This is a genomic window from Nocardia sp. IBHARD005, assembly GCF_052814245.1.
Genome location: NZ_CP199935.1, coordinates 2337401 through 2352504, shown reverse-complemented (window position 1 = coordinate 2352504; position 15104 = coordinate 2337401). Strand labels below are relative to the sequence as shown.

The 15104-nt window shown below is 69.3% G+C and carries 1 protein-coding gene (cut by a window edge); it reads right to left on the bottom strand.

Features of this window, described 5'->3' with window-relative positions; translation table 11 throughout:
* On the bottom strand, window positions 1-15104 hold the beginning of the coding sequence (locus tag ACTWPB_RS11100; RefSeq protein ID WP_446225577.1) for a non-ribosomal peptide synthase/polyketide synthase. Its footprint begins 30457 nt before the window's first position; only the first 15104 of its 45561 coding nucleotides appear in the window; it begins with the start codon at window positions 15102-15104; its stop codon lies beyond the left edge, outside the window.

Sequence of the window (15104 nt, the reverse complement as noted above, 5' to 3'; positions counted from 1 at the left end):
TCGCGGTCGGTGTTGGCGAACAGGCGCACCACATTGCGGTGCGCGACCGCGACACCCTTGGGCCGGCCGGTCGAGCCGGAGGTGTAGATGACGTAGGCGACATTGTCCGGCGAGAGCGGGGCGAGCCGGTCGGCGTCGGTGATCGGCGCGTCGTCGGCGTCTTCGATATTGCCGGTTTCCACGGCGAATCCGTCGAGCACCACCGAGGGCAGGTGCTCTGGCACGCTCACCTGGACCGTGGAATCGAGGACGACGCTGGTGGGGCGCGAGTCCTCGAGCACGTAGGCGATGCGCTCGGCCGGGTAGGTCGGGTCGACCGGCACGTAGCCCGCACCGGTCTTGACCACGGCGAGCAGCGCGACGACGAGATCGAGCGAGCGCGGCAGGATCACCGCGACCAGCGATTCCGGGCCGGCGCCGTCGTCGATCAGCCTGCGCGCCAGCACATTCGCGCGGCGATCGAGTTCGGCGTAGGTCAGCGACTCGACACCGAATTTGGCGGCGATGCGGTCCGGATAGGCGGCGGCCGCCGCGTCGAACAGGTCGACCAGGGTCGTGTGCTTGTTGCCGAACAGCCCGCGCCGGTAGCCGGCGGGGGTGCTGGCGTCGTGGATGACCGGCAGACCGATGGCGTCGACGCCGGAGGACACCCAGCGCTGGGCGACATCGCGCTGTTCGGCCTCGCCGAGCAGGTCGATATCGCCGACGATTACCTCGGGGTTCTCGGCGACACTGCGCAGGATGCGGACCAGGCGGTCGCCGAAGGCGGCGACGGTTTCGGCGTCGAACAGATCGGTGGCGTAGTTCCACGACAGGGAAAGGGAGCCGTCGGCGGCTTCGCCCACGGTGAGCTGCACGTCGAATTTCGCTGTGCCCGGGTCGAAGTCGACGACATCGAGGTCGAGGCCGGGCAGTGCGATGGTGCCGGTGTCGGCGGCGGTGGCCGCTTCGAAGGTGAGCGCCACCTGGAACAGCGGGTGGTGCGCCTGCGAACGGGTGGGGCTGAGCACGTCGACGAGGCGCTCGAAGGGCACCTCGGCATTGGCGAAGGCGGACAGGTCGACCTTGCGGATCTGGTCGAGCAGGTCGCTGAAGCTCGCGCCGGCGTCGACCTCGCTGCGCAGCACCAGGGTGTTGACGAACATGCCGACCAGGTCGTCGAGCGTGCGCTCGCCACGACCGGCGATGGGGGTGCCGATGGCGATGTCGGTGCTGTTGGACAGGCGCGCGGCCCAGGTGGCCAGTGCCGCGTGCATCACCATGAACAGGGTGACGCCACGGGCGCGGGCGATCTCGGTCAGCGCGTGGTGCAGCTGCGCGTCGACCGAGAAGCGGTGCAGGTCACCGGCATTGGTGGCGACCTCGGGGCGCGGCCGGTCGGCGGGCAGTTCGAGCTGATCGGGCAGGTCGCGCAGTTGCTCGGTCCAGTAGGCGAGCTGGCTCGCGGCGACCGAGTCGGGATCGGACTCCTCGCCGAGGACCTCACGCTGCCACAGGGTGTAGTCGGCGTACTGGACTTCCAGCGGCGACCAGGCGGGGATCTCACCGCGGGTGCGTTCGGTGTAGGCGATGACGACATCGCGCAGCAGCGGGCTCAGCGAGAAGCCGTCACCGCTGATGTGGTGCATGACCAGCACGGCCACGTGGCTACGGTCGTCGACGCGCAGCAGGCTCGCGCGGAACGGGACTTCGCGGGTGACGTCGAAGTGCACGCTCGCGAGTTCAATCACGCGCGCGACCACGTCGCTCGCGGCGACCGGCTGGGCGGGCAACGCGAAGCGGGCCTCGTCGACGGGCAGGACCTGCTGGTAGCCGGCGCCTTCCTCGACCGCACCCGAGGTCACCTCGGCTGCCGGGTAGAAGGTGCGCAGCGACTCGTGCCGGGTGACCACGTCGGCGATGGCCGCCTCGAGCGCGGCGACATCGAGGTCACCGGTGAGACGGATCGCGACGGGGATGTTGTTGACCGCGGTGCGGTTGTCGAAACGGTTGAGGAACCACATCCGCTGCTGCGCCTGCGACAGCGGCACCAGCTCGGGACGCGGGCGCGGAGCCAACGGGATGCGGCCACCACGACCGGTGTGCGTTTCCACGCGAGCCGCCAGCGCGGCCACCGTCGACGCCTCGAACAGCGCGCGCAGCGGCACCTGGGTGTCGAGCGCCTCGGACAGCCGGGCCGCGACCCTGGTGGCGACCAGCGAGTTGCCGCCAAGTGCGAAGAAGTCGTCGTCGAGGCCGACCTGACCGGCGCCGAGCACCTCGGCGAAGGTGGCGGCGACGATCTGCTGCACCGGGGTGACCGGCGCCTGGAAGGTGCGCGCGGCGAAGACCGGCGCGGGCAGTGCCTTCCGGTCGAGCTTGCCGGAAGCGTTGAGCGGGAACGCGTTCAGCACCACGTACGCGGCGGGCACCATGTAGACGGGCAGCGCGGTGCCGAGGGCGTCCTTCACCGCGTCGGTATCGACGGTGGCGCCGGTCTGCGGAATGACGTAGGCGACCAGCTGATCGCCGGTGTGCTCATCGGCGCGGACCACGACCACCGACTGGGCGATCTCCGGCAGCGCGGTGAGCGCCGACTCGATCTCGCCGAGCTCGATGCGCAGACCACGCAGCTTCACCTGGAAGTCGGTGCGGCCCAGGTACTCCAGTTCGCCGTCCGCGGTCCAGGTGACGAGGTCACCGGTGCGGTACATGCGCTCGCCGCCCGCGGGGCTGTCGGCGGACCCGGAGGTAGCGGAGCGTGACCACGCAGGGCCCTCGGCAGCGCCGCTATTAGATCCAGCGAACGGGTCGGCGACGAAGCGGTCCATCGTCAGGTCGGCGCGACCCACATACCCGTGGGCCAGCTGCACGCCCGCGAGGTAGAGCTCACCCGCGACACCCACCGGAACGGGTCGCAGCCGCGAATCCAGCACGTACAGGCGGGTATTGAACACCGGCGCGCCGATCGGCACCGTCTCGGTGTCGGCGTCGGTGACCTCGTGATAGGTCACGTCGACCGCGGCTTCGGTGGGGCCGTAGAGGTTGTGCAGTGCGGCGCCGGTCAATTCGCGCAGACGCTGCGCGGTCGGCAACGGCAGCGCCTCACCGGAGGCGAACACATTGCGCAGCGAGACGCATTCGGCGGCAAGCGGTTCGGTGACGAACACGGCCATCATCGACGGCACGAAGTGCACGGTGGTGACCTGTTCGGCCACGATCAACCGGGCCAGGTAGGCCGGGTCGCGGTGGCCGTCCGGCTTGGCGACGACCAGGCGCGCGCCGACCTGCAAGGGCCAGAAGAACTCCCACACCGACACGTCGAAGGTGGCGGGGGTCTTCTGCAGCACCACGTCGTCGGCGGCGAGGCCGTAGGCGGCGTGCATCCACACCAGGCGGTTGACGATCGCCGCGTGACTGACCGCGACACCCTTGGGCCGGCCGGTCGAGCCAGAGGTGAAGATGACGTAGGCGGTGTTGTCCGAGCGCAGCGGGCGATGCCGATCGGCATCGGTGACCGGCGCGGTGGAGTGGCCGGACAGGTCGAGCTGGTCGATGCGCACCTCGCGACCGGCGGCCGCGGGCAGGCTCTCGCCGGAGGTGAGCACGCAGACCGGCTGCGCGGTCTCGAGGATGTGCTCGATGCGCTCGGCCGGGTGGTCGGGATCCAGCGGCACATAGGCGCCACCGGCGGCGGACACGGCGTACATGCCGACCAGCAGGTCGATCGAGCGCCGCATGCCGAGTGCCACATACGATTCCGGGCCGACACCGGCGTCCTTGAGCCAGCGCGCCAGCTGACGCACCCGCCCGGCGAACTCGGCGTAGGACAGACTCGTCCCCTCGAAGGTGAGCGCGATCGCATCGGGGGTCCGCGCGACCTGGGCCTCGAACAGCGCGTGGAGGGTGGCCGGTTCGTCGTCACTCGGCGTGCTCAGCGCGGCGTCGACGGCGAATTCGGTGTCGTTCCAGCGATCGAGCACCAGGGCACGCTCGGCGGAGTCGAGCAGTTCGATGTCACCGACGGGGGCCGAGGGGTCGACCACGATGGCGGTGAGCACGCGCAGCAGGCGAGCACCGAAGGTCGCGGCGAATCCCGCGTCGAAAAGGTCTGTCGCGTAGACCAGTTCGGCGTCCATATGGCTGTCGTCGTCGGCCGGGACCTCGCTGAGCGCGAGCTGCAAATCGAACTTGGCCATGTGCTGGTCGATGCCGAGCTCGGAAACCGTGAGGCCGGGCAGTTCCAGGGTGGTGCGGCCCAGATTCTGGAACGAGAGCATCACCTGGAACAGCGGGTGGCGCGACTGCGAGCGCGCCGGGTTGAGCACCTCGACGAGGCGCTCGAACGGCACGTCGGCGTGCGCGAAGGCGGCCAGGTCGTGTTCGCGGACCTGACCGAGCAGCTCGGTGAAGGTCGCGCCCGGGTCGACCTGCGCGCGCAACACCAGGGTGTTGACGAACATGCCGACCAGGTCGTCGAGTGCCTGCTGGCCACGACCCGCGACCGGGGTGCCGATGGCGATGTCGGAGGTGCCGGACAGGCGCGACAGCAACACGGCGAAAGCGCTGTGCACCACCATGAACAGGGTGGTGCTGTGCTCGTGGGCGACCCGGTTCAGTGCCTCGACGAGCTCGCCCGGCACTTCGAAGCGGTGCGTGCCGGCCTGGTAGCTGGCCTGGGCGGGCCGCGGCTTGTGGCCCAGGCGCAGTTCGTCGGGCAGGTCGGCCAGCGCGCCGCGCCAGTGCTCGAGCTGCTCGGAGATCAGCGAGGTGGGATCGGTCTCGTCGCCGAGGATTTCCCGCTGCCACAGCGCGTAGTCGACGTACTGCACCTCCAGCGGGGGCCAGCCGGGTTCGGTGCTCGCGGTGCGGGCGACGTAGGCCGTCATCAGGTCGCGCACCAGCGGGCGCAGCGAGAAACCGTCGGCGGCGATGTGGTGGACCACCATCACCAGCACGTGCTCGCGTTCGCTGAGCTCGTAGACCCGAAGGCGCACAGGCGCATTCGCGGTGACATCGAAACCGCGACGGGCGAACTCGTAGAGCGAGATCGCCATATCGGTCTCGTCGGGGCGACCGGCGGGCCCGGAGGCGGTAGCGGAGCGTGACCACGCAGGGCCCTCGGAAGCCCCGAAGTCGGACACAGCCTCCACCAGCTCGACGTCCGGGATCGAGCCCGCGGCGGCGAGGACCTTCTGGTAGGCGGTGCCGTCCGCCATGGTGGCGCGCCCCGGCTCGGGGGCCACGTACACGGGGTAGACCGTGCGCAGGGTTTCGTGCCGGGCGACCACGTCGGCGACCGCGCCGCGCAGGGCGGGCAGGTCGAGCAGGCCCTGCAGGCGGACCGCGACCGGGATGTTGTAGGTGCCGGTGTCGGCGATGTCGAAGCGGTTCAGGAACCACATGCGCTGCTGCGCGAGCGAGAGCGGCGGATGCTCGGGGCGCTGACGGGCGGTGAGCGCGGCGCGCAGACCGGTGCCCGCGTGCGATTCCACCCGGGCGGCCAACGCACCGACGGTGGGCGCCTCGAACAGGGTGCGCACGCCGACCTCGGCGTCGAGCGCCTTGCTCAGGCGGGCCGCGACCTGGGTGGCGACCAGGGAGTTGCCGCCGAGGGCGAAGAAGTCGTCGTCCACGCCGACGCGCTCGGCGCCGAGCAGGTCGGCGAAGATCTCGGCGACGATCTCCTCGATCGGGGTCGAGGGCGCACGGAACACCTTCGCCTCGAACACGGGCGCGGGCAGCGCTTTACGGTCGAGTTTGCCGGAAGCGTTGAGCGGGAAGGCATCCAGCACGACCAGTGCCGAGGGCACCATGTAGGTGGGCAGCTCGGCGGTGATGCCCGCCTTCACCGCGGCCACGTCGACGGTCGTCTCCGCCTCCGGCACAAGGTAACCGACGAGCTGGTCACCGGCGTGCGCGTCGGAGCGCACGACCACGACCGACTGCGCGACACCCGGCTGGGCCAGCAGGGTCGCTTCGATCTCGCCGAGTTCGATGCGCAGACCGCGCAGCTTCACCTGGAAGTCGGTGCGGCCCAGGTAGTTCAGCTCGCCATACGACAGGCCGTTCTCATCGGAGACCGCGGTCCAGGTGACGAGGTCGCCGGTGCGGTACATGCGCGAACCGGCCGCGCCGTACGGGTTGGCGACGAAACGGTCGGCGGTCAGGTCGGCGCGGTTGAGGTAGCCGACGGCCAGCTGATCGCCCGACAGATAGAGCTCTCCCGCGACGCCGGGGGCCACGGGGTGCAGCCGGGAATCCAGCACGAACACCCTGGTGTTCCACACCGGGCGGCCGATCGGCACCGACTCCACATCGGCGTCGACGACCTCGTGATAGGTCACGTCGACCGCGGCCTCGGTGGGGCCGTACAGGTTGTGCAGGCGCGCGCCGGTGAGCTCACGCAGACGCTGCGCGGTGGGCGCGGGCAGCGCCTCACCGGAGGCGAACACCTGACGCAGGCGCACCGCGTCACCGTTGCCGTTGCTGCCGAGGGTCGAGACGAACACCGACAGCATCGAGGGCACGAAGTGCGCGGTGGTGATGTCGCGTTCGGCGATGATCTGGGCCAGGTACACCGGGTCGCGGTGGCCGTCGGGCTTGGCGACGACCAGGCGGGCGCCGGTCTGTAAGGGCCAGAAGAACTCCCACACCGACACGTCGAAGGTGGCCGGGGTCTTCTGCAGGACGGCGTCGGCGACGTCGATCGGGTACTCGTGCTGCATCCACAGCAGCCGGTTGACGATCGCGGCGTGGTCGACCGCCACCCCCTTGGGGCGCCCGGTCGAGCCGGAGGTGAAGATCACGTAGGCGGTGTTGGTGGCCCGCAGCGGTCGCACGCGTTCGGCATCGGTGATCGGGGCACCGCTGAAGTCGGCGGGCGAGAAGATGTTCTCGACCGCGGCCACGGTGACACCGTCGGCTTCGAACGAGTCGCGACGGCTGGTGAGCACCAGTCGCGGCTGCGCGGTCTCGATGATGTGGCCGATGCGGTCGGCGGGCTGATCCGGATCCAGCGGCACGTAGGCGGCACCGCTCTGCAGCACCGCGTACATCGCGACGACCAGCTCGGTGGAGCGCCGGATCGCCAGTGCCACCTGGTCACCGGGGCCGATGCCGTCGGCGATCAAGCGGCGGGCGATGCGGTTGGCCCGCTCCTGCAGCTCGCGGTAGGACAGTTCTTCCTGCTCGAAGACCAGGGCGACGGCGTCCGGGGTCCGCTCGACCTGCGCGTCGAACAGCGACACCAGCGTGCCGTGCGGGACCGCGTGCGCGGTGTCGTTCCAGTCGACGAGAACCTGCGCGTGCTCCTCGGGCGCGAGCAGATCGATATCGCCGACGAACACCTCGGGATCGGCGAGGACCGCGGCGAAGATGTTGTCGAGCCTGCGGGCGAACGCGGCGACCGTCGATTCCTCGAAAAGGTCGAGCGCGTAGGAGAACTCGGCCGCCATGCCGCCGACTTCGCCGTTGGGGTCCTGCACCTCGGTGAGCGTGAGCTGCAAGTCGAACTTGGCGAGCTGGGGGTCGTAATCGATACCGCTGACCGCGAGGCCGGGCAGCTGGAGCGTGGCCTGCTTGTTGTTCTGGAACGACAGCATCACCTGGAACAGCGGGTGACGTGCCTGCGAACGGGCCGGGTTGAGCACCTCGACCAGGCGCTCGAACGGCACGTCGGCGTGCGCGAAGGCCTGCAGGTCGGTCTCGCGGGCCTGGGCGAGCAGGGTGGCGAACGGGGTCGCGCCGTCGACCTGCGAGCGCAGCACCAGGGTGTTGACGAACATGCCGACCAGGTCGTCGAGTGCCTGATCACCACGGCCCGCGACCGGGGTACCGATCGCGATGTCACTGGTGCCGCTGGCACGGGCCAGCAGCACCGCGAGGGCGCTGTGCATGACCATGAACAGCGAGGCGTTGTAGCGGCGGCCCAATTCGACCAGTGCGCGCTGGGTTTCGCTCGCGATGACGAAGCTGTACGTACCGCCACGGTAGGACGCGGCGGGCGGGCGCGGGTGATCGGCCGGGAGTACCAGCTCGTCGGGCAGGTCGGCGAGTTCTTTTGCCCAGTAGGCGATCTCGGAGGAGATCAACGACTGCGGATCGTCCTCGGAACCGAGCACCTCACGCTGCCAGAGCGAGTAATCGGCGTACTGGACCGGCAATTCGGCCCAGGTCGGCGCTTCCCACGAGGTGCGGGCCGCGTAGGCCATGATCACATCGCGGGAGAGCGGGGCCATCGACCAGCCGTCGGCGGAGATGTGGTGCACCACCATGCCGAGCACGTACTCGGACTCGGAAACCTCGAAAAGCCGTGCGTGCAGCGGTACTTCGCTGGTCACGTCGAACGCCATCGACGCCAGATCGATCAGATGATCGATGAGGTTGTCCTCGGTGACCCGGTACGGGGTGAGGTCGGGGACGATCTGCGCGGCATCGAGGACCACCTGCACGGGGCCGGTGCCGGAGTCGGGGAACACGGTGCGCAGCGACTCGTGCCGGTCGATGACATCGATGACCGCGACCTGCAGCGCGGCCACATCGAGGTCACCGGACAGCCGGATCGCGACGGGGATGTTGTTCACCGCCGAGGCGGTGTCGAAGCGGTTGAGGAACCACATGCGCTGCTGCGCCAGCGACAGCGGCACCAGGTCGGGCCGTTCGCGGGCGACCAGCGCCTTGCGCGCACCATCACCGGCCTGGGACTCCACCCGGGCGGCCAGCGCCGCCACGGTGGGTGCCTCGAACAGCATGCGGACCGGGACCCGGGTATCGAGGGCGATACCGATGCGGGAGGCGACCTGGGTGGCGATCAGCGAGTTGCCGCCCAGTTCGAAGAAGTCGTCCTCGACACCGACTCGCGACAGCTCGAGCACGTCGGCGAAGATCTGCGCGACGATCTGCTCGATCGGGGTGGTGGGCGCACGGAATTCGCGCACCTCGAACACCGGTGCGGGCAGCGCGCGACGATCGAGCTTGCCGTTGACGGTCAGCGGGACCGCGGCGAGCACCATGATCGACGAGGGCACCATGTACGCGGGCAGACGCTGCCCGACGTGGTCGGTCAGTTCGGCGATATCGATCGAACTGCCGGGCACCGCAACGACATAGGACACCAGCGAGGTGCTGCCGCCCTTGTTCTTGTGGCCGATGCTCACCGCGAAGTCGACGGTCTCGTGCGAGGCGAGTGCGGAGTCGATCTCGCCCAGTTCGATCCGGAAACCGCGGACCTTCACCTGGAAGTCGGAGCGGCCGACGTATTCCACATTGCGATCGGCGGTCCAGCGCACCACGTCACCGGTGCGGTACATCCGCTCGCCGGGGGCGTACGGGTTGGCGACGAATCGGTCGGCGGTCAGCGAGGCGCGCGCGTGGTAGCCACGCGCCATACCGACGCCACCGATGTAGAGCTCACCCGCGACACCGACCGGCACGGGGCGCAGGCGGTCGTCGAGGATCAGGGTGTGGACGCCGCGGATGGGGCCGCCGATGACGACCCGCTCCCCCGGGATCAGCCCTTCGCTGAGGTTGGACGCGATGGTGGTTTCGGTGGGGCCGTAGACATTGCCGAGCATGCGCCGCGTTCCGTTGGGCAGGCGCACCGCCCACTTGGCGACCAGTTCCGGCGGGACCGCTTCACCACCGGCGGCGAGCACCCGCAGGTGATCGAGGCCGCGGGCGTCGAAGGTGGCCAGCGCGGCGGGGGTCACGAACGCGTGGGTGACCTGTTCGGTGATGAGGATCTCGCGCAGTTCCTCGCCGCCGTAGACGCCCGGCGGGACGACGACGAGCGTGCCGCCGCGACCGATGGCGAGCAGCATCTCCAGCACCGACGCGTCGAACGAGGGCGAGGCGAAATGCAGTGCGCGGGTGTCGGAGTCGAGCGAGTACAGGTCGATCTGCTCGGCACAGAAGTTCGCGACGCTGGCATGGGTCACCACGACGCCCTTGGGTACACCGGTGGAGCCGGAGGTGTAGATCAGGTACGCGGGCTGCGCGGGATCGGTCTGGCGGAGGAGTTCGCGCGGGGCCAGCGGCGCATCGGAGATGTGGTCGAGGTCGATGTCGTCGACCACCACCCAGCTGACCGAATCGGGCAGCTCGCCGGCTTCACCGGTGACCGTGATACCCACGGACACACCGGCATCGGTGATCATGTGGGCGATGCGGTCGGCCGGGTAGTTCGGGTCGACGGGCACGAACGCGGCGCCGGTCTTGGCGACCGACCACACTGCCAGCACCGACTCCAGCGAACGCGGCACGGCGACGGCGACGAAGTCCTCGGCACCGAGGCCCTGCTGGATCAGCAAGCGCGCCAGCTGGTTCGAGCGACGATCGAGGTCACCGTAGGAGACAGCTGTCCCCTCGAACACCACGGCGGTCGACTCGGTGTCGCGGGCGGCCTGGGCGATCAGCTGCGGCAGCGTGCGAGCCACCGCGGCGGGCGCGCCGAAACGGGTGACCAGGTCGGTGCGTTCGGCATCGTCGAGCACATCGATCGCACCGACGGTGACGGCCGGGTCGGCCAGGATCGCGTCGAGCACGCGGCGCCAGCGCAGCAGCAGCTCTTCGACGGTCGACTGGTCGAACAGGTCGATGGCGTAGGTGAGCACGCCGGTCATGCCCGACAGCGAGCCGGTGCCGGTGCGTTCCTCGGTGAGCGTCCACTGCAGGTCGAACTTGGCCATGTCGACCTCGACCTCGTCGGCCGTGACCGTGAGACCTGGCAGCTCCAGGGTGCCGTGCGACATCTCCTGGAACGACAGCACCACCTGGAACAGCGGGTGCCTGGCTTGGGAGCGCGAGGGGTTGAGCACGTCGACGAGCCGCTCGAACGGCACATCCGCGTTGGCGAACGCGCTCAGATCGGTTTCGCGTGTGCGGGTGAGGAATTCGGCGAACGGCTGCGTCGGGTCGACGTCGGAACGCAACACCAGGGTGTTGACGAACATGCCGATCAGGTCATCCAGTGCCTGCTCACCGCGACCGGCGATGGGGGTGCCGACGGCGATGTCGGTGGTGCCCGACAGGCGCGCGAGCAGCACCGCGAGGGAGGCGTGCACCACCATGAACAGGGTGACGCCGTTGGCGCGGGCCACGGCGGCGAGCTGTTCGTGGGTGTCGGCGTCGATCTCGAAACCGACGCGCGCGCCGCGGAAGCTCTGCTGCTGCGGGCGCGGGCGGTCGCTGGGCAGGTCGAGCTGGTCGGGCAGCCCTTCGAGGGCGCGCTGCCAGTAGTCGAGCTGACGCGCGGCCATCGAGGCCGGGTCGGATTCGGCGCCGAGCAGTTCGTGCTGCCACAGCGTGTAGTCGCGGTACTGGACCGGCAGCGGCAGCCAGGCCGGGGCCTGGCCCGCGGCACGGGCCAGATAGGCGGTGGCCACATCGCGGGCCAGCGGACCGAAGGAGAAACCGTCGGCCGCGATGTGGTGGACCACGAAGGCGACCGCGTATTCCGGTGTGCCTGCGCCGTGACCGGCGGGCTCGGAGGCGGTAGCGGAGCGTGACCACGCAGAGCCCTCGGGAGCGGCGCCGTTGGACTCAGCGGTTCCGCCGACCACCTTGAAGATCTGCACCCGGATCGGCAGTTCGAGGGTGACGTCGAAGCCGGTGGAGGCGAAGTCGATCAGCTCCTCGCGCAGCCGCGACTGGTCGATCGGGGTCACCGCGATGCCGAGATCGAATTCGTCGGCGCCGAGCACGTGCTGGAAGCCGCCGTCGGCGTCGGGGAAGATCGTGCGCAGCGATTCCTGGCGCACCACAACATCATTGAGCGCGGCGATCAGGGCGTCGACCTCGACGCGACCCTTCATCTGCACCACGAAGGGCAGGTTGTAGGTGGGCGCGGTCGGGTCGAATTGGTTGATGAACCACATCCGCTGCTGGGCCAGCGACAGCGGCACCTGTGCGGGATGCGGCTGCGCGACCAGCGGCGGACGCACCGCGGAAATATCTGCGGGCGTGGCGGATTCGGCACGTAAGGCGAGTCCGGCCACCGTCGGGGTCTCGAACAGCGCGCGCACACCCAGCTGGATGCCGAACGCGGCACCGATGCGGGCGACGACCTGGGTGGCGACCAGGGAGTTGCCACCGAGTTCGAAGAAGTTGTCGTCGGCGCCGACCCGTTCCTGGCTCAGCACGTCGGCGAAGATGCCCGCCACGATCTGCTCGGCCGGGGTGCGCGGCGCGCGGAAATCGCCTGCGGCAGCAGTGAAGACGGGTTCGGGCAGTGCCTTGCGATCCAGCTTGCCCGAGGTGTTGAGCGGGAACGCGTCGAGCACCATGATCGACGCGGGCACCATGTAGGCGGGCAGCTTCTCGGACACGAAACGGGTCAGCGTCGCCGGGTCGGCGGACTGGCCGGGCGCGGGCACGATGTAGGCCACCAGCTGCTGGCCGGTCGCGGTATCGACCACCAGGACCGCGGCCTGGCTGACACTCGGGTGCGCGAGCAGATCGGTTTCGATCTCGCCGAGCTCGATGCGCTGACCGCGGAACTTCACCTGGAAGTCGGTGCGGCCGATGTATTCCAGGACGCCGTCAGCGTTCCAGCGCACCAGGTCGCCGGTGCGGTACATGCGTTCGCCGGGGGCGCCGACAGGGTTGGCGACGAAGCGGTCCGAGGTCAGGTCGGGGCGGCCGCGGTAGCAGCGGGCCAGCTGACGGCCGGCCAGATACAGCTCACCCGGTGCGCCGATCGCGGCCGGGCGCAGCCGCGAATCCAGTACGTAGACTTCGACATTCCACTCGGGGATACCGATCGGCACCTGCGTGGTGTCGGCTTCGGTGGCCTCCCAGTAGGTGACCGAGACGGCTGCTTCGGTGGGGCCGTAGAGGTTGTGCAGGCCGGCGTCGGAGATCGCGCGCAGACCCGCGGCGGTCTCGGGGGGCAGTGCTTCACCGATGACGAAAACCGCACGCAGCGTTGCGCATTGGGCCTGCGTCGCGTGGGAGACGAACACGGTCAGCATGGACGGGACGAAGTCCGTCACGGTGACACCGTGGCGGGCGATCATGTCCGCGACATACAGCGGGTCGCGGTGGCCGTCGGGGCTGGCGATGACCAGTTTCGCGCCGACCATCAACGGCAGGAAGTAGCCCCACAGCGATACGTCGAAAGTGGTGGCGGTCTTCTGCAGGTAGACGTCTTCGGCGGTCAACCGGTACTCGTCGAGCATCCACAGCTCTTGGTTGACGATCGCGTGGTGGGTGACCGCGACGCCCTTGGGGCGACCGGTGGAACCCGAGGTGTAGATGACGTAGGCGGTGTTGTCCGGGCGCAGCGGGGACAGCCGGTCGGCATCGGTGACAGGTGTGGCGTCGAAACCGGTCGTGTCGAGTCGGTCGATCTCGACGCGGGCGACGGTTTCCGGGAGATCGAGGTCGTCGCCGGTGGTGGTCAGGACGCAGACCGGTGCCGCGGACTCGAGGATGTAGGCGGTGCGGTCGGCCGGATGATCCGGGTCGATCGGCACATACGCGCCACCGGCCCTGAGCACCGCGTGCATGCCGATGACGAGGTCGAGCGAGCGGCGCATGCCGAGCGCTACCAGGGATTCCGGGCCGACACCATCGGCGATCAGGAAACGGGCGAGGCGGTTCACCTTCGCGCCGAACTCGGCGTAGGTGAGGGTTTCGCCCTCGAAGTCGAGGGCGATGCTGTCCGGAGTCAGCGGGATCTGCGCGTCGAGCAGCGCGGGCAGGGTGGTCGCGGGGACCTCGTGTGCCGCGTCGTTCCACTCGGTCAGCGAGCGTTCCAGTTCCGCGGTGCCGGTGACCGGCAGCTTCCACACCGGTAGCTCGGCCTCGGCGGCCAGGAAACGGTCGAAGAACTCGAGGAACCGGCCGTGATGGGTTTGCGCGTCGGCCGCCGAGTACAGGTTCGGGTTGGTCTCGAAGTCGATGTGGGAGCGAGTACCACCGTGCGACTGATAGAAGTTGACGCCCAGGTCCTCGATGCTGCCCGTGGACAGCACGTTGAGCGTGCCCTCCATGTCACCGAAGCTCAAGTGGTTGTCGAACAGCATGATGTTGACCCACGGGCCGAAGAACTCCGTGGAGACCATGCCCTCACCCGCCGAGTCACGGCGGATGTCCTCGTGGCGGTAGCGCTGGTGGCGCAGAGCGCCGGAGACCTCGGTGGTCACCGAACGCAGCAACTGCGCGACCGTGGTGTCGTGGCCGACGCGCAGACGCAGCGGGACGATGTTGGAGGTCACGCCGCCGGAGCGCCGCATCACCGCGGTGGTGCGGGCGGTGACCGGGAGACTGAGGATGACGTCGGAGGTACCGGTGATCTGGGCCAGGTAGGCGGCGAAGCCTGCGATCAGCAGCGGTGCCGCGGTGCTGTCGTGGCGGGCGATCGCGGCGGTGAGCCGCGCGTCCTGGGCGGGGTTCAGTGCCGCGCTGGTGACGTCGTTGACCGGCGAGGGCGGGGCCGAGCGACCAGTGAGGCTGCTGCCCTCCTCCAGACCCGCTACGCGCTGAGCCCAGTGCTCTTTGTCGGACTGGAAACGGGTGCTGTCGCGGTAGACGAGCTCGGAGTCGTAGAGCGCGCGCAGGTCGGTGGCTTTGTTCGGCGGGGCCGGAGTGCCGGTGACCGCGGCGGTATAGAGCTGCGCCGTGCGGTTGACGAAGTTGTTGGCGCCGAAACCGTCGAGCACGATGTGGTGGACGCGGGCATACCAGTACCAGCGATCATCGCTGAGCTGGATCGCGGCGGCCTGGACGAGGCGGTCGCGAACGATGTCGAGCGGGCGGCTGTACTCGGCGCGCATCCACGCGGCGGCGGCGGCTTCCGGGTCGGCCTCGCCACGCACATCGACATGGATCAGCGTCGCGTCCTGGGTGGGATCGACGGTCTGCATGGGCTCACCGTCGACCTCGACGATGCGCAGCCAGCCCGACTCGAGGTCGGTGGCCGCGTCGGCACTCGCGCGCTCGAGCACGGCGACATCGAGGCGTCCACGCAGGTCGACGTACTGGGCGATATTGATCGGCACCTGTGGGTCGACGTGCTGCGCGTACCAGATACCCAGCTGTGCGGGCGAGAGCGGGAAGTACTCCGAAGAGTCTCCACGTCCGTCACCAGTTTCGCCGTTTCCGCCGAAATCCAGCCGGTCCAA